Source organism: Microbulbifer regidiadema (SeqCode), assembly GCF_052467605.1.
Window position 1 is genome coordinate 4,657,633 of sequence record NZ_CP174316.1, and the last position, 16,445, is coordinate 4,674,077.

The following is a 16,445-nucleotide window of genomic DNA, read 5'->3' on the forward strand; positions in this document are numbered from 1 at the left end:
CTTATGTGCGACTTCTCAACCAAGGCATTCTTAGAGAGATATTTAAAGCGAGCCCAATTGGCCTCATTCCCTCTGGCCCCCACTTTCCTGACTTATAAGTCTACAGCCCAAAATGGTCAGTTCCGTTTATGACTAGTTCCGATACCGTCCAATCCATACACTGGTAGTCAGAAACGAGAGAGACTTATGAAGATTGATGCAGCAGTTTGCTCCAGTGCGCGATTGGCCCGAGACCGGCGCTTTGATGGGCGCTTCTATACCGCAGTGAAAACAACCGGCATTTTCTGCCGCCCGATCTGTCCCGCTCGGCCACCGCTGGAGCGCAATGTCACTTATTTTGAGACTGCGGCGGAGGCGGCCAATGCGGGCTTTAGGCCCTGCCTGCGCTGTCGCCCCGATTCTGCGCCGGGCAGCCCAGCTTGGGGGTTGGTTTCGACCACCGTGCAGCGCGCTTTGAAACTGATGCGCAGTGAGCGCGAGCCTCAATCTGTAGAGCGGCTGGCAGAGCGTCTCGGAGTCAGCAGCCGCTACTTGCGCCGTCTGTTCTCTGAGCATCTGGGGGTAAGCCCCTTGGCGGTTTGGCAAACCGAGCGGGCACTGTTTGCTTTTCGCTTACTGCGAGATACGGACCTGCCTATTGCTGAAATTGCCTACGAGTCTGGTTTTAACAGCTTGAGACGCTTTAACGGCGTATTCAAACAGATCTATCAGCGCACTCCATCCGAGGTGCGCAGGGAGGCACACGCAGCGCGCGCGGAAAAGGCGAGTGCCACACGGGTACGGTTGTACCTGGATTACCGCCCGCCATTAGATTGGCAACAACTCCTGGCTTTTTTGGGAACCCGCGCTTTGGCCGGAGTAGAGCAGGTGGAGGGGGAGGTCTATTCACGCAGTTTCGAGCTGGATGCCTGTCGCGGCGTGATGGAGGTCTCCCACGATCCGCAACGCAATCGCCTGGTGGTGGAGATATTTGGCCAGGAAGGTGGGGCAGGGTTATATCTACTGAACCAGCGCCTGCGCCGGCTGTTTGATCTGGATGCGGATATTGAAGAGATCCAGACGGTATTAAATGAAGATCCACTGCTGGCAGATCAGTTGGCGAAGAATCCGGGCCTGCGCTTGCCCGGTGCCTGGGACCCATTCGAATATGCACTGCGGGCGATTCTCGGTCAGCAGATCAGTGTCGCGGCGGCGACCACTATTGCCGGACGTATCGTGGCCCGCTACGGGGAGTCTTTTGTGGATGATGCTGGCAGAGAGCGGTTTTTATTCCCAACGGCGGAGCGTCTCGCTGAGGCAGACTTTGCCGATCTGGGCTTGACCCGGGTTCGGATGAAAACCCTACAGGAGTTTGTCGCCGCAACTTTGGATGGCCGTGTGAGTTTTGCCGATCAGTCCCTGGAGGATTGGTGCAGCCAAGCCACGGCACTGCCGGGTATTGGCGATTGGACAGCGCATTATATTGCTATGCGCGGCCTGTCGATGCCGGATGCTTTCCCTGCGTCGGATTTGGGTATTCTACAAGCCCTGGGCAGTGATGGTGAAAAGGCAAAACCCAAGCAGGCCCTGGAGCGGGCAGAGCAGTGGCGGCCCTGGCGGGCATATGGAGCCATTTTGTTGTGGCAGTCCCTGAAATCTGGAGAGAAAAAATGATTGTCTATGAGAGTTACACCACGGAATTGGGGGATGTTGCCATCGCGGCCTGCGAGCAGGCGGGAGAGGGGCTTTCCCGAGGTATAGTTGCACTCCAGTTTTATGACGATGAACGGCCATTGCGTTTGGGGGCCGGTTGGCAGCGGGGAGCCTCGGAGCTGACGGATTTGGCCGCCCAGCAGTTGCGGGAATATATCACTGGCCAGCGCAAAAGCTTTGATTTGCCTCTGGCGCCAAAGGGCACTGAATTCCAGCGCCGGGTTTGGGATGCGCTGTTGCAAATTCCCTTTGGCGAAACCCGCAGTTACAGCCAGCAAGCCCAGTGGCTGGGCCAGCCACGGGCTATTCGCGCGGTGGCGCGGGCCAATGGTGCGAATCCAATTGCTATCGTTATTCCCTGCCACCGTGTAATCGGAGCCAATGGCAGCCTTACCGGCTACGCCGGCGGCCTGTCTTTGAAAGCGCGCTTGCTCACCCTTGAGGGTGCCAACTTTGTCCAGCAGGGCGAGCTGCTCTAGCGGGTCATATTGGGAAAAGCGCAATCATCTCTCCCTAGCCACGGCCTCTTTGGCGCGAGATAATAAGCGGTTCAAAGCCATATTGAACCGGAGGCCAAATGCTGTACAGATTGGGGGATAAGCAGCCACAACTGGAAGGTGAGGGCCACTATGTTGCGCCCGGTGCCCATGTGATTGGAGATGTGCGTATGCTTGCGCACAGTTCCGTATGGTTTAACGCGGTGGTGCGCGGTGACTGTGCGCCGATCACTATCGGTGAATACAGCAATGTACAGGATGGCTCGGTATTGCATGCCGATGTGGGTGTGCCATTAACCATCGGCACCGGTGTCACCGTAGGCCATAAAGTGATGCTGCACGGCTGTGACATTGGTGATTACAGCCTGATTGGTATCAATGCCGTGATCTTAAACCGGGCCAAAATCGGCAAGTGCTGTATCATTGGCGCCAATGCGCTGGTGACCGAGGGTACAGAAATCCCCGATTACTCTATGGTGCTGGGCTCTCCCGGCAAGGTAGTAAAATCTCTCGATCCCGCCACCTACGAGCTGCTCAAAGCCAGCAGCGATCACTATGCGGCCAACGGCAAACATTTCGCCAGTGAGCTGGTCCCGCTTGAGGCTAAAGATGTCTGAACAACCGGTAAAAACCGTGCAGCCGAAAGAGCGCCCGGTGAAATCCCCCTGTATCTCCGTATGTGCCCTGAATGAGCAGGACCTGTGCGAGGGCTGTTTTCGCAGTGGTAACGAAATCAGCCGCTGGGGCTCCATGAACAATGATGAGCGCCGTGCAGTGTTAAAGCTCTGCACCGAGCGCGCGCGGCAAATGGGCCGAATCTGGTAAACAATCGATAGCGCTTTGTCGGGGCCGGGCCTCGCAGGGCCCGGAACTAAATGCGACTATGACCCAACCCTTTGTCCACCTAAGAATTCACTCAGAATTTTCCCTGATCGATGGCCTGGTAAGAATCAAGCCGGCCATCGCCCGCGCCCAGGAGCTGGAAATGCCGGCCCTGGCGATTACCGACCAGTGCAACCTCTATGGGCAGATTAAATTCTACCGGGCCTGTTTGGGCTCCGGTATCAAGCCGATTACCGCAGCGGATTTTTGGCTCAGCGAAGGCGGTGAGGGCAAGCCAACGCTGATCACGCTCTATGCGATGAACGCCGATGGCTATCGCAATATTACCGAGCTGATTTCCCGCGCCTGGATGGAGGGGCAGTACCACGGTAACGCCTATATCAAGCGCGAATGGGTTAAGGAGTACAGCGAGGGGGTGCTGATGCTGTCCGGTGCCAAGTACGGCGATGTGGGCCGTGCACTGGTGGCGGGGCGCCGCGCCCAGGCGGAGGAGCTGGCACGGGAGTGGGCGGAGTTATTCCCCGGCCGCTACTACCTGGAGCTACAGCGCACCGGTCGCGCCGGCGATGAGGACTACCTGCATTCGGCGGTGAAGTTGGCCCAGAACCTGAACTTGCCAGTGGTCGCCACTAACGACGTGCGCTTTATGGACGAGAGCGAGTTCGAGGCCCACGAGGTGCGCGTCTGTATTCACGAAGGCCGCGCTCTCGATGACCCCCGTCGCGAACGCCGTTATTCTGCGCAGCAGTATTTCCGCACACCGGAAGAGATGTGGGAGCTGTTTGGCGATATTCCCGAAGCCCTGGAAAACACTGTGGAGATCGCCAAGCGCTGCTCCGCACCGATCCAGCTGGGTAAGTACTTCCTGCCGGAATACCCGATTCCCGAGGGTATGACCGAAGACCAATTCTTCGAAAAGGTCTCCTATGAAGGTATGGAGCGGCGCCTCGCGACTATCCTCGACAAATCCGCTGCGGACTATGCCGAGCGCCGCCAGGTCTACGAAGACCGCCTGCGCTTTGAGCTGGATATCATTATCCAGATGGGATTCCCCGGTTACTTCCTGATCGTAATGGACTTTATCCAGTGGGCCAAAGACCACGATATTCCGGTGGGCCCGGGGCGGGGTTCCGGTGCCGGCTCCCTGGTGGCCTACTCGCTGGATATTACCGATCTGGACCCGCTGCAATACGATCTGCTGTTCGAACGATTCCTGAACCCGGAGCGGGTGTCGATGCCCGACTTCGATATCGACTTCTGTATGGAGAAGCGCGACCGGGTAATTGGCTATGTTGCGGATAACTATGGCCGCCAGGCGGTGAGCCAGATTATCACCTTCGGGACCATGGCCGCGAAGGCGGTGGTGCGAGATGTGGCGCGGGTGCAGGGCAAGTCCTACGGCCTCGCCGACAAGCTGTCCAAAATGATTCCCCCCGATGTGGGCATGACCCTGCAAAAGGCCTTCGACCAGGAAGAGATCCTGCGGGAATTCCTCGATCACGATGATGAGGGCCAGGAAATCTGGGAGATGGCCCTGCAACTCGAAGGTGTGTCCCGTAACGTGGGCAAGCACGCCGGTGGTGTGGTAATCGCCCCCACCAAGCTCACCGACTTTGCACCGCTCTACTGTGACGAGACCGGCGCGGGCCTGGTAACCCAGTTCGATAAGAATGATGTGGAAGATGCGGGCCTAGTGAAGTTCGACTTCCTCGGTCTGCGGACGCTGACCATTATCGACTGGGCCAAGCGCATGGTGGACGAGACCCGTGCGCGCGAGGGTGAGGCCCCCCTGGATATTGCCGCGCTGCCGCTGGACGATGAAGAAACCTTCAAAATGCTCAAGAGGGCAGAGACCACGGCGGTATTCCAGCTGGAATCCCGGGGTATGAAGGACCTGATCAAGCGCCTACAGCCGGACAACCTGGAAGATATGATCGCCCTGGTGGCCCTGTTCCGTCCGGGTCCGCTGCAATCGGGCATGGTTGATGACTTTATTAACCGTAAGCACGGTCGCGCCCAGGTGGCCTACCCGGATGCCAAATACCAGCACGAAAAACTGCAACCGATCCTGGAGCCCACTTACGGGGTTATTGTCTACCAGGAACAGGTGATGCAGATCGCCCAGGAGCTGGCGGGCTATACCCTCGGTGGCGCCGACCTGTTGCGCCGGGCGATGGGTAAAAAGAAACCGGAGGAAATGGCCAAACAGAGGGCCACTTTTGAAAATGGGGCAAAAGAGCAAGGAATTGACCCCGAACTTGCGATTAAGATCTTCGACCTGGTAGAGAAGTTCGCAGGCTATGGTTTTAACAAATCGCACTCTGCGGCTTACGCACTGGTGTCATACCAGACCGCTTGGCTGAAAGCGCACTATCCCGCCCAGTTTATGGCGGCGACCATGTCTTCGGACATGGATAAGACCGATAAGGTGGTGACCTTTATCGAAGAGTGCCGAGCCATGGAGCTGGTGCTGGTGCCGCCGGATGTGAACCTGGGTAGCTTCCAGTTCTCGGTGGATATCGACAATCGCATTATTTACGGTCTCGGTGCGATTAAGGGCCTGGGTGAAGGTCCGATTGAAAATATTATTGCGGCGCGGGAAGAGGGCGGTCCCTTTACCGACTTGTTCGACTTCTGTTCGCGGGTTGACCCGCGCAAGGTGAACAAGCGCGCGCTGGAGGCGCTGGTGCGCTCAGGGGCACTGGACAGCATAGGCCCGGATACCAATGGTGCCGACGGCCTGGATTACTCCCGCGCTGTGCTGTTTAACGCGCTGGATGAAGCGGTAAAAGCGGCGGAGCAGCAAAAGGCCAATGCCAATGCGGGCATGATGGACCTGTTTGGCGAGGTGGTGCCTCAAGCATCTGAAGGCGATGTGTACGAGGATTTCCGCCGCACGCGCTGCTGGAGTATCCGCGAGCGCCTGGAAGGTGAAAAGAACACCCTGGGTCTGTATCTCACCGGGCACCCGATCGATGAGTATGCCGGCGAGTTAAAACACCTGGTGAAGGCGCGAATCGCCGATCTGAAACCCGGCCGCGAAGCGCAAAAAGTTGCGGGCCTGGTGGTGGCGATGCGGGTGATGAAAACAAAACGCGGTGATTCCATGGCGATTGTTACCCTGGATGACCGCAGCGGCCGTATTGAGGCGGCCATGTTCAGCGAGGCCTTTGGCGAACACCGCGATAAGTTGGCCAAAGATGCACTGCTGGTATTGGATGGACCGGTTGCCACTGACGATTACAGTGGCGGCCTGAAGATGACAGTGAACGGTGTTTCTACGCTCGATGAGTTGCGCCAGAGCCGGGTGACCGGGGTGCACTTGCGAGTGGATAGCGGCGGTGTGGCGCCGGGGCTGGCCAAGCGGCTGGCCGCCTGCCTGCAGCCCTATACCGGTGGTCAGTGTGGGGTCAGCCTTGAGGTTTCCCGTCACGACGCCCGGGGCCTGTACCGACTGCCGCAGCAGTGGAATGTAGAACCGAATGACCAGATGGTCCAGTCCCTCAGGGAGCTGCTGGGGCGTGAGCAGGTGGCGCTTCAATACGCACAACGGCGTTAAAGTTCACCGGGCTCGACTGGTTGGTTCTGTACAGTTAAGCTATGCGGCTGTGATAGCCCGGTGGCATTAAAAAGAGTTAAAGGCGCAGATTTCATGAATTTCAATTTTCTCGAGTTTGAGCAGCCAATTGCGGAGCTGGAAGGCAAGATAAAAGAGCTACAGCTTGTGGGCGATGACAACGAGCTGAATATCGCCGATGAAGTTACCCGGCTGCGGGAGAAGAGTCGGTCTCTGACTGAGTCCATCTATTCCAACCTGAGCCCGTGGCAGGTGGTACAGGTGGCTCGCCATCCGCAGCGCCCCTACTCCAAGGACTATATCGAGCGCCTGTTTACCGATTGGGACGAGCTACACGGCGACCGCCACTTCGGTGACGACAAGGCGATTATTGCCGGTATTGCGCGCTTAAACGGCAAGCCGGTGGCGGTGATCGGTGAAGAAAAAGGCCGCTCCGTTAACGAGAAGGTTGCGCGCAACTTTGGTATGCCGAAGCCGGAGGGCTATCGCAAAGCCCTGCGCGTTATGGAGATGGCCGAGCGCTTTAAGATGCCGGTGCTGACCCTGATCGACACCCCGGGAGCCTACCCGGGTATCGACAGTGAAGAGCGCGGCATCAGTGAAGCCATCGCCCAGAACCTGGCGGTGATGTCCCGCCTGCGCACGCCGATTATTTGCACCGTGATTGGGGAGGGTTCCTCCGGTGGCGCACTGGCGATCGGTGTGGGTGACCAGCTAAACATGTTGCAGTACTCCACCTACTTTGTGATCTCCCCCGAGGGCTGCGCCAACATTATCTGGAAAACAGTCGAGAAGGCGCCCCTGGCCGCCGAGGCGATGGGGGTGACTTCCAGCGTGTTGGAAGAGCTGGGCATTGTGGATGAGACCATTCCCGAACCGCTCGGCGGTGCCCACCGGGATCTGGATGCAATGGCCAACAGCCTTAAAGATCGCCTCAGCGAGCAGCTGGATCAGCTGAGCGGCATCCCCATTGATGAGCTGCTGGAGAAACGCTACCAGCGCCTGATGAGCTACGGCAACATCATTTCTTAAACGGTCTTTTTTGCCGCAGTAGTTTCCCGAACCGCGCCGAGAATATGAATTTTAATTCTCTCGGCTGCGGTTGCAGTTTCCCCTCTTATTCGATTTGTACCCGCGCGCGCTCTTTTGCCATTTCTGCGCTGGAAAACCGATTGTTGATGTTGTTCGGTTCGCCTGACAAGTGAGATTTTAGGCTCGTTGAAAGCGTTCCAGTGGAAATAAAGCCTCAAAAAAGTGGGTGCTTTTGTGGGGTAAGCTTCCCCAATTTTTTTACGCCCGACTATTCTAACAGTGGCTGGTCTGGCGCTTGCCGGCAGTGGTGTGTCCACGCTGCCCCCATTTTGAACCCCCTTATCGAAAAGCCCTCTGAGGCGGCGCTGCCTCCGTGATAGAAAGTACCGACAATAAAGATTGGTGCAATAGGCATAGGCTTGCCCGGATAAAAATATCCGCCGGTGAGTTGAAGTCTCAGGATTAATAATTATGGCAATAATGCAGAGTAATACAGCAACGGATGCTGCCCAGATACCGACCGGTGACCAGTCGGGGCACAGATTTGCCCTGGTGGCGCTGACCTCACTATTTTTTATGTGGGGCTTTATCACCTGTCTGAACGATATTTTGATCCCCTACTTGAAAGGGATTTTCGACCTGAACTATGCCCAGGCAATGCTGGTACAGTTCTGCTTTTTCGGTGCCTATTTTCTCGTTTCTCTGCCCGCCGGCGCCCTGGTCAGTAAAATTGGTTACCAGAAAGGGATTGTGACTGGCCTGAGCATTGCGGTAGTGGGCTGCCTGTTGTTTATTCCCGCAGAAAGAATGGAAGTCTACGCACTGTTTCTCGGTGCCCTATTTATTTTGGCTTCTGGTATTACTATTTTGCAGGTTTCTGCCAACCCTTATGTGACTGCGTTGGGTGATGAGCGCACGGCGCCCAGTCGCCTGACCCTGACCCAAGGCTTTAACTCCCTGGGCACCACTATCGCCCCGCAATTTGGCGCATTGCTGATTTTACCTGCTGCCGGCGTTGCAGCGGGTGCTGCCAGTGCCGCCGTGATTGAAGTGCCTTACCTGATCCTGGCCTCTGCGCTGGCGGTCCTGGCTATCGTTTTTGCTTTTTTGAATTTGCCGGCAATTGTCAGCAGTGCAACTTCTGAGTCTGTTGCCAACACTGAAGCTGCTTCCGCCTGGAGCCACCGTCACCTGGTGTTGGGCGCGATCGCTATTTTTGTCTACGTAGGTGCCGAGGTTTCTATCGGCAGCTTCCTGGTGAACTTTATCGCGGAAGATTCCATCGCCGGTTTGGAGGAGTCTGAAGCTGCCTTCTATATCTCCCTGTATTGGGGGGGCGCAATGGTCGGTCGTTTTGCTGGCGCCTTGGTCATGCGCTTTATTTCTGCCGGCAAGGTGCTCGCAATCTGCTCTATCGGCTCCTGTGTTCTGCTGCTGATTACCGTTATGGGTAGCGGCTACCTGGCGATGTGGGCGGTGCTGGCGGTGGGCCTGTGCAACTCGATTATGTTCCCGACTATCTTTAGCTTGGCGCTGGCCAAGCTGGGCCGCTCAACCAGTCAGGGTTCCGGAATCTTATGCCTAGCCATTGTGGGCGGTGCCATTGTGCCGCTGTTGCAGGGTCTCTTGGCTGACCAAATTGGTATCCAGTTGGCGTTTATTCTGCCGATCTTCTGCTACCTCTATATTCTCTACTACGGTCTCGCAGGACACCGTACAGATAAGCGCGCTTAAGTTTTCTCATCTTCTCTTCTGAGCTCGTTTGCCGGCATTTTTATGCCGGCTTTTTTATGCCCGCAAGAAAAGGGTCAGCTTGCTGGGTGCTGGGTGCTGGGTGCTGGGTGCTGGGTGCTGGGTGCTGGGGTGTAGGGAGAGGAGGTACTGGCGATCCCTGCCAGTATTAGAAGGGTTAGGAGGCTTGGGGGGCGGTCAAGTCGGATTGCTTATTGGTGTCGAGAAACTCTTTAATCGGCAGGCGGTAATTGCGGCTGACTTTCAGCTTTGCACCGCTGCTCAGGGTGAGGAAGTATTCGCCTTTGGTCAGAACTTTGATATGGACAATAAAGTTCAGGTTGACCAGTGTGGATCTGTGGATGCGTTTAAAGGTGTCCGGGCAGAGCTGTTTTTGCAGATCTTTAATGGTGCTGCGCATAACATGGGTTTCCCCTTTGGCATGTACGCACATATAGTCCCCGGCGGCATCGATCCACTCGATATCCGGCTGGTTGACCATGGTAATACTGCCCCGGTCTTTAATGGCGAGGCGCTGATTGGTCACAGGGGCGCTGCTGTCGCCGCTTGGGGTTGGCTTGGCACTGTTTTCGAAGGAGCGCAGCAGGCGGTTTTTTTCTTCCTGGTGGCCATCTTCGCCCTTGGACAACAGCTGCGCCTGGCGTTGTTGCGCCCGCTCCAGGGCGGTGTCCAGCCGGCGCGGGTCCAGGGGTTTGAGTACATAGTCAACCGCGTGGACCTCAAATGCCTTGAGGGCGTATTGGTCGTAAGCTGTGGCGAAGATCACCAGGGGCATGGTGTCGGCCTGTAGGTTGCGCACCACATCGAAGCCATTCATACCCGGCATTTGCACATCGAGAATAAGAAGGTCCGGGCTGTGCTCCGAGACGGCCTGAACCGCTTCCCGGCCATTGCGACAGCAGGCGAGGATATCCAGATCCTTGCGTTCTTCGAGCATACTTTTTAGCAGCCGTAAGGCCAGGGGTTCGTCGTCCACCAGTACGACGCTGAGCTTGCTCATTGAACTTCTCCCTGTGTCAGGTGGGTGGTTTGATTGGACAGTTCCAGTGGAATATTAATAAGTACTTGCATTCCGCCATCAGAATTTTGGTTTTGCTCTATCTTAAAATCTTGCGGATAGAGCGTGGATAAGCGTTCGCGCACATTTTTGAGGCCCACCCCCGTTGAGGAGGCTTCCGGGTCACAATCGCTCGTCAACTGGTCTGGGCAGCCGGTGTCGCAGACCTCCAGTATCAGGCGATGATCGGTGCTGTGTGCATAAATACCGATAGTGCCCCCCATTTCATTGGGGGCTATGGCATATTTCACTGAGTTTTCTACCAGTGGTTGCAGCAACATGCTGGGCACTTGTGCGCGGCGCACGGTTTCATCGATCGATAGCTCGACAGACAGCCTGTCGGCAAAGCGGGTTTTCTCGATCTCCAGGTAGAGCAGTACCGCTTCGATCTCGCGCTCAAGCTCAACTTTCTGCATCGGGTCTTCCTTGAGTGAGAGCCTTAAGAAGTCGCTGAGGCGCACAACCATTTCCCGCGCTTCGTCGGCTTGCTGAAAGCGAATTAGCGCGTTAATGGAGTTGAGTGTATTGAATAGAAAATGTGGGTTGAGCTGGTAGCGCAGCATTTTGAGCTGCGCTTCATTGGCAATAGCCTCAGCCTGAAGTCTGCGGAGCTGCTCCCGTTCGTGTACCGCCGCGACCTCTAGCATTTTTTTGTGTTCTATATTCAATAGGAAGTGATATTTTACCCCGCAGTACAGGGCACTCCAGAATAAAAATACAAATAGAGAGGCGTAATACCAGCCGCCGAATTCGGACCAGATTGAGTGTTCGCCGCTGAGGCGTATATAGGCCTCCATGCGAACTAGCGTCCATATTCCCGAGATAACCGCGACCGCCAACAGGTAAATAACGGTGCGGAAGGCAAGCTCCGACTCCCAGGCAACATCAAAAATCGGTTTTAAAAACAGGGATAGCAAAAATGCAATAGCACACTGGAACAGGGTGTTGACTGGCTCGAAGTGGGGCCACTCGGTAGGGGAGTGCCACAGTGTCAGGGAGAGAAAAGTGACCAGCAGTATGCCAATCCAGCTGACCAGCTGTAGTTTCCAAAACCAGCGGGTAGACTGAATTTCAGTGTTCTGTCTCGTGTCTAGACGGGTCGAGTACTGCATGGTGTCCCGCATATTTGGTATTGTGAAAAGGACGGGATAGACGCTCATCGTCGCGTTCATTATTATCCGCGAAATATTACCCTGCTGAAACGTGACCCGCCAGAGGGGAGAGCGCCATACATCCGGCTTACCCCTGGGAAAGTCCTTTTTATCTGATTCCGGGGTGAATAGTCGAGTAATTTTCGGCAATCTCGATTCAGAAGACAACTCCCCCCTCTTTTTTAAGGGCGATTTAATCGGCCTGGCTTTCTACGATATCAAATTTCAGTGGTACTTCTGTTTGTTCGGTTGGATACTATTAGGTTGTCTATCTGGTCAATGACAGTAATTTGGAATTTGGCAGGGCAGATAGGTAGTTGTCGTTAATTGTGGTAAAAATATACAGTGCCCGATGCCTATTTGATGTGTTGATGTGCCCACAATCGCGGGAGTGAAACAGACTTCTGCTGAGCAGTATGTGGTGGCGTACAAATCCCGGGTGAATGTAATAGCCACTGGTTAGAAATAGTTTAGTTTTGGGGATCGGTTTCCGATGAGCCAGATGTTGCCGGAATCGGGGTTTTCCTCGAGCGAGATGGCTAAATATGATACTGATACCCGCGCCGGAGCAGCGGCCGGCGTTGCGCCGCGCCATATCAATTTAATTGCACTTACGTCCCTGTTCCTGATCTGGGGATTTATTACCGGCCTAAACGATGTGCTGGTGCCGCACCTGAAAAACGTTTTTGAGCTGAGCTACACCAAGGCGGTCTTGGTGCAGTTTTACTTTTTTGCCGCCTATTTCCTCGTGTCTGTGCCGGCGGGCATGCTGTTAAGGCGGGTTGGCTACCAGCTTGGGTTGGTATTGGGGCTGTTGGTGGCCTGTGCGGGTTGTCTGGTCTTTATTCCCGCTGCCCGCTTGCAAATCTATGAAGTCTTTTTACTGGGCCTGTTTGTTCTCGCCTCCGGTATTACCCTGCTGCAAGTCTCCGCGAACCCCTACGTTATTGGGCTGGGCAGTGCCCGCACAGCCCCCAGCCGGCTCAATCTCACCCAGGCTTTTAACTCTCTGGGCACCACGCTGGCACCGGTGATTGGCGGTGCAGTCTTCTTTGCCGGGCTCACCGTTGCAGCAGATCCGGATACGGCGGCGAGTATCATCGAATTTAGGGCCCGCGAAGCGGCGTTGGTAGAGACCCCGTATTTCTGGCTGTCAGTACTTCTCCTGGTGATGGTGGCTTTCTTCTCCTGGATCAGGCTGCCGGCGGTTCCCGAGCACCAGCAGGGGGGCGCGAGTGGTCACGATGTGTTTTCCCTGTGGCGTTTCCCCCGCTTGACTCTGGGGGCTGTGGGTATTTTTGCCTATGTGGGCGCAGAGGTGGCTATTGGCAGCTTCCTGGTCAGTTTCTTCGGCGAGCCTTCAGTGGCGCGGATGGCCCCTTTTGAGGCATCAAAATACGTCTCCTACTACTGGGGCGGGGCGATGATCGGGCGCTTTGCCGGGGCCTTTTTGCTGCGCTGTGTCTCAGCAGGGAAAACATTAGCGGTGTGTGGTCTGGGCTCGGTGGTACTTATTGCCGTTGCGATGATGGCTTCTGGTCCAATTGCGGTCTGGTCCATTGTTGCGGTGGGGCTGTGCAATTCGATTATGTTCCCGACCATATTTAGTCTGGCCCTGCGCGGGCTGGGTAGGCATACCAGCCAGGGGAGCGGTGTCCTGTGTATGGCCATTGTCGGCGGTGCAATTATTCCTCTGCTCCAGGGCGTGCTGGCGGATAGTGCCGGCATCCAGTATTCATTTTTGGTACCTCTGGTTTGCTATTGCTACATCGTTTACTACGGTGCTTTTTCGCGAACTCTGCGCGGTAGCGCGGTGGAGTAGAGCGCTCCTTTTTCCCTTCCGCCTCGTCTGTGATTTGGGTCGGTCCATCGGATTTCTCTTGGCCTGTAGCAGCAAGTGCTGCAATTTGTTGCCATTGCGAACTGTGCCCACAGAATAGCCACAAGTTAGTTTTGTGGCTATTTGGTGATGTGGCACTGCTAGAGCTTGATTCCAATAATGGCTGGAGCTTGGGGCAATCCTCAATATTTCAGTTCAGTGGAAGCAGACCGTGTGGGCCTGTCAGGGCAGTTGATGCGCGGCATAATAAATATGGCGATAGTTGGTCGCGCTGGATGCACAGCTTTGGGAGAGTTTTCCCCGAAGGTTTGCCCGGTGTTGCCCGTAGAGCCGGTTAACAAGCGTGGAATAATTTTGGGAGTTATTCGTGAATTTTAGTAAGCGATTTTCGCTGGGCTTTGTGCTCTGTGCCTCTGTGCTCGCCGGGTGCCATTCCGAGAGTCAACAAACTGAGCCAAAAGCCGATAAAGCGCAGGCTGGCACTGGCACCAGTGCCGCCGAGGGTATCGACAACTGGCCTGAACTAAAGCCAGCCTTACCGCGCGATGGAAAGCTGGAAGCCCAAATTAGTGAAATCATGTCCCGCATGTCTCTGGAAGAGAAAGTGGGGCAGATGATCCAGGCGGAAATCCGCAGCGTTACCCCTGAAGATGTGAAGACCTATCACCTGGGTTCCGTATTAAATGGCGGTGGCGCCTTCCCGAACAACGATAAGTTTGCCACGCCGCAAGACTGGCTCGCGCTCTCCGATGCCTTCTTTAAGGCTTCTATGGATACTTCCGATGGCGGCGTTGCGATTCCGCTGATCTGGGGTTCCGATGCGGTTCACGGCCACAACAATGTGATCGGTGCGACCCTGTTCCCGCACAATATTGGCCTGGGGGCCGCCCAGGACCCGGAGCTGATCGAGCGTATTGGCAGCGCTACCGCCCGCGAAGTGGCGGTGACCGGTATCGACTGGACTTTCGCTCCCACCGTCGCGGTAGTTCGCGATGACCGCTGGGGCAGAACTTACGAGAGCTATTCCGAAGATCCCAAGATTGTTGCGGATTATGCCGAGGCAATGGTGAAGGGGCTCCAGGGTGAAAAATCCAGCGCTGAATTCCTGCGCGGTGAAAACCTGGTGGCCACTGCCAAGCACTTTGTCGGTGACGGCGGTACGACACGCGGTATCGACCGAGGTGACAACGCGGTTCCGGAAAAAGAACTGGCAGAGGTCCATGCGGCGGGTTACCTGACGGCTCTGCCGGCGGGGGTACAGACCGTTATGGCTTCTTTCAATAGCTGGAACGGTGACAAGCTCCACGGCCACAAATACCTGCTGACCACCGTTTTGAAAGAGCGCCTCGGCTTCGATGGCTTTGTTGTGGGCGACTGGAATGGTCACGGCTTTGTGCCCGGTTGCACTGTAGAGAGTTGTGCGGCGGCGATTAATGCCGGTCTCGATATGTTTATGGTGCCGGCGGACTGGAAAGCGCTGTACAACAACACCCTGGCCCAGGCCAAGAGCGGTGAAATCGGTGCAGAGCGTATCGATGATGCTGTTCGCCGTATCCTGCGAGTAAAAATTCGTGCGGGTCTGTTTGATCGCAATATGCCCCTGGCAGGTAAGGATGGCATCCTGGGTAACCCGGAGCACCGCGCCCTCGCCCGTGAAGCGGTACGCAAATCCCTGGTGTTGCTGAAAAACAACGACAAGCTGCTGCCATTGGCTGCGGACCAGAATATCCTGGTTGCCGGTGACGGTGCGGACAACCTGTCCAAGCAGAGCGGTGGCTGGACAATTTCCTGGCAGGGTACCGGTAATACCCGCGCAGACTTCCCCGGCGCGACTTCCATCTTTGAAGGTATTTCATCGGCGGTTAAAGCCGCTGGCGGTGAAGCGGTGTTGAGTGCGGATGGCAGCTTCTCAGAGTCCACTTTTACCAATGGCAAGGCACCCAAGGTTGCTGTTGTTGTATTTGGCGAAGAGCCCTATGCAGAGTGGCACGGCGATATTACCAACCTGGAATACCAGCGCGGTAACAAGAAGGATTTGGCGCTGCTGAAAAAACTGCGTGAGCAGGGTGTTCCGGTAGTGAGTGTTTTCCTGTCCGGCCGTCCCCTCTGGATTAACAGTGAATTGAATGCATCCGATGCCTTTGTCGCCGCCTGGCTGCCTGGCTCTGAAGGGGCGGGTGTTGCGGATGTGCTGATTAAAGGCGCTGATGGGGAAGCCCGTTACGACTTTACCGGCAAGCTGCCATTTAGCTGGCCGATGCACAGCTATCAGAATGTCCTGAATCCATACCACGACAATTACGAGCCACTGTTTGAGCTGGGTTATGGCCTGGCTGCCGAGCAGGAGTCCCTGGTGAGCAGCGAGTTGCCGGAAACCAGCGAATCCCATGCCGGTGGTGGCCTGGAAGAAGCCTGGTTGCTGGTCTCCCGCCCGCAGGCTCCCTGGGTGCTGAATATCGCTGAAGCCGGAGCCGAGGCTGTCTCTGTACACGGCAACTACGCAGTGAGTGGAGAGGATGAGAATATCACTGTCAGCTCTATCGACATGTCGTCTCAGGAAGATGCCCGCCTGATTACCTGGAAAGGCCTGCGTTCCGGTGCGGTTCAGCTGTCGGCTGAATATATGCAAGACCTGAATGTCTACCTGGAAGAGAAGTCTGCGCTGACCCTGAATATCCGTGTCGACCAGCCGGTTGAAAAGCCAGTACTGGCCACGATGAACTGTGGTGATGGTTGTTCTGCCAAGGTGCCGTTGGAGTCCGCACTGAAATCCATGGAGCAGAAGAGTTGGACCCGGATTTCTGTAGACTTGCAGTGCTTCGCAAAAGCGGGTGCGGATTTTGGCAAGGTGTTTAGTGCCTTCGGTCTGGAGAGTGAGGCGCCAATGGCCATTGCAGTTGCCAACGTTAAGCTGACCCCAGAGGCGGGAGTTTCTGCTGATATTCGTTGTGACGGCTAAGTTATAACAGGGGTAATTACCTGGGCCACCAGCCGGCGTCAATCA

General features: G+C 55.9%; 12 protein-coding genes. 9 read left to right on the top strand and 3 right to left on the bottom strand.

Going from position 1 to position 16,445, the window contains the following annotated elements:
- Positions 1-186: 186 nt before the first annotated feature.
- The 6 genes from ACJJIF_RS21005 (at position 187) to ACJJIF_RS21030 (ending at position 7,641) form a co-directional block, all read left to right on the top strand.
- Positions 187-1,653 carry an AlkA N-terminal domain-containing protein gene (locus ACJJIF_RS21005; RefSeq protein WP_444930201.1) on the top strand — a complete coding sequence of 489 codons (1,467 nt, stop codon included), beginning with the start codon at positions 187-189 and terminating at the stop codon, positions 1,651-1,653.
- Positions 1,650-2,171: a methylated-DNA--[protein]-cysteine S-methyltransferase gene (locus ACJJIF_RS21010; RefSeq protein WP_444930202.1), complete on the top strand. Its 522-nt coding sequence runs from the start codon at positions 1,650-1,652 to the stop codon at positions 2,169-2,171. The genes ACJJIF_RS21005 and ACJJIF_RS21010 overlap by 4 nt, the downstream gene beginning before the upstream one ends.
- Before the next feature lie 98 nt (positions 2,172-2,269).
- Positions 2,270-2,806, top strand: coding sequence for a gamma carbonic anhydrase family protein (locus tag ACJJIF_RS21015; protein ID WP_444930203.1), 537 nt, complete (start codon positions 2,270-2,272; stop codon positions 2,804-2,806).
- On the top strand, positions 2,799-3,014 hold the full coding sequence (locus tag ACJJIF_RS21020) for a DUF1289 domain-containing protein (RefSeq protein WP_226646208.1): 216 nt from the start codon (positions 2,799-2,801) through the stop codon (positions 3,012-3,014). The genes ACJJIF_RS21015 and ACJJIF_RS21020 overlap by 8 nt, the downstream gene beginning before the upstream one ends.
- A gap of 58 nt (positions 3,015-3,072) precedes the next feature.
- Positions 3,073-6,591, top strand: coding sequence for a DNA polymerase III subunit alpha (gene dnaE / locus ACJJIF_RS21025; RefSeq protein WP_444930204.1), 3,519 nt, complete (start codon positions 3,073-3,075; stop codon positions 6,589-6,591).
- Positions 6,592-6,684: 93 nt separating this feature from the next.
- Positions 6,685-7,641, top strand: a complete 957-nt coding sequence (locus tag ACJJIF_RS21030; RefSeq protein ID WP_444930205.1) for an acetyl-CoA carboxylase carboxyltransferase subunit alpha — start codon at positions 6,685-6,687, stop codon at positions 7,639-7,641.
- Here the strand turns inward: ACJJIF_RS21030 and ACJJIF_RS21035 are convergent.
- On the bottom strand, positions 7,638-7,958 hold the full coding sequence (locus ACJJIF_RS21035) for a hypothetical protein (RefSeq protein ID WP_444930206.1): 321 nt from the start codon (positions 7,956-7,958) through the stop codon (positions 7,638-7,640). The two genes, ACJJIF_RS21030 and ACJJIF_RS21035, sit on opposite strands and share 4 nt — an antisense overlap.
- 154 nt (positions 7,959-8,112) lie before the next feature.
- On the opposite strand from ACJJIF_RS21035, the gene ACJJIF_RS21040 reads away from it, so the two are divergent.
- Positions 8,113-9,375, top strand: coding sequence for a sugar MFS transporter (locus ACJJIF_RS21040; protein WP_444930207.1), 1,263 nt, complete (start codon positions 8,113-8,115; stop codon positions 9,373-9,375).
- 175 nt (positions 9,376-9,550) lie between these two features.
- Here the strand turns inward: ACJJIF_RS21040 and ACJJIF_RS21045 are convergent, their stop codons facing one another.
- Positions 9,551-10,393, bottom strand: coding sequence for a LytR/AlgR family response regulator transcription factor (locus ACJJIF_RS21045; protein WP_444930208.1), 843 nt, complete (start codon positions 10,391-10,393; stop codon positions 9,551-9,553).
- Entirely contained in the window at positions 10,390-11,562 is a 1,173-nt protein-coding gene (locus ACJJIF_RS21050; protein WP_444930209.1) for a sensor histidine kinase, read from the bottom strand. Before ACJJIF_RS21050 ends, ACJJIF_RS21045 begins: the two co-directional genes overlap by 4 nt.
- A 532-nt stretch (positions 11,563-12,094) precedes the next feature.
- Here ACJJIF_RS21050 and ACJJIF_RS21055 point away from each other — a divergent pair.
- Together ACJJIF_RS21055 and ACJJIF_RS21060 are read left to right on the top strand one after the other, a co-directional pair.
- A complete protein-coding gene (locus tag ACJJIF_RS21055; protein WP_444930210.1) occupies positions 12,095-13,423 on the top strand; it encodes a sugar MFS transporter in 1,329 nt (442 codons plus the stop codon).
- A gap of 385 nt (positions 13,424-13,808) precedes the next feature.
- Complete coding sequence (locus tag ACJJIF_RS21060) at positions 13,809-16,400, top strand: glycoside hydrolase family 3 protein (RefSeq protein ID WP_444930211.1); 2,592 nt, start codon at positions 13,809-13,811, stop codon at positions 16,398-16,400.
- Positions 16,401-16,445: the final 45 nt, after the last annotated feature.